This window comes from Bacillus sp. sid0103 (assembly GCF_019219025.1).
This window is the reverse complement of the sequence record NZ_JAHUWN010000164.1, coordinates 1-255: the sequence shown is the minus strand read 5'-3', so window position 1 is coordinate 255 and position 255 is coordinate 1. Positions and strand designations below refer to the sequence as shown.

Sequence of the window (255 nt, the reverse complement as noted above, 5' to 3'; positions counted from 1 at the left end):
ACAGAACAGCAGATACTTGAACACCTTCGAAAAGCTGTTAAACGTGCGGTGGGACTCAGTAAAATAAAAGAACTAAAGCAGGTGGCAATGGTTTCAATTGGCATTCGTGAAGGTTCAGATATGGCTAAATTAGAGCTTCGCACATTAATAGATAAGTATGAACTCATAATTGAAAAGTTCGAAGAACTGGAATCTAATATAGATAAACTTCTTGAACAAATTCCTGGTGTTGAACAAATGTTGGCAATTAAGGGA

At 36.5% G+C, this 255-nt stretch carries 1 pseudogene; it reads left to right on the top strand.

Going from position 1 to position 255, the window contains the following annotated elements:
* Positions 1-255, top strand: a pseudogene (locus KW850_RS32965) (IS110 family transposase); the annotation flags it as partial.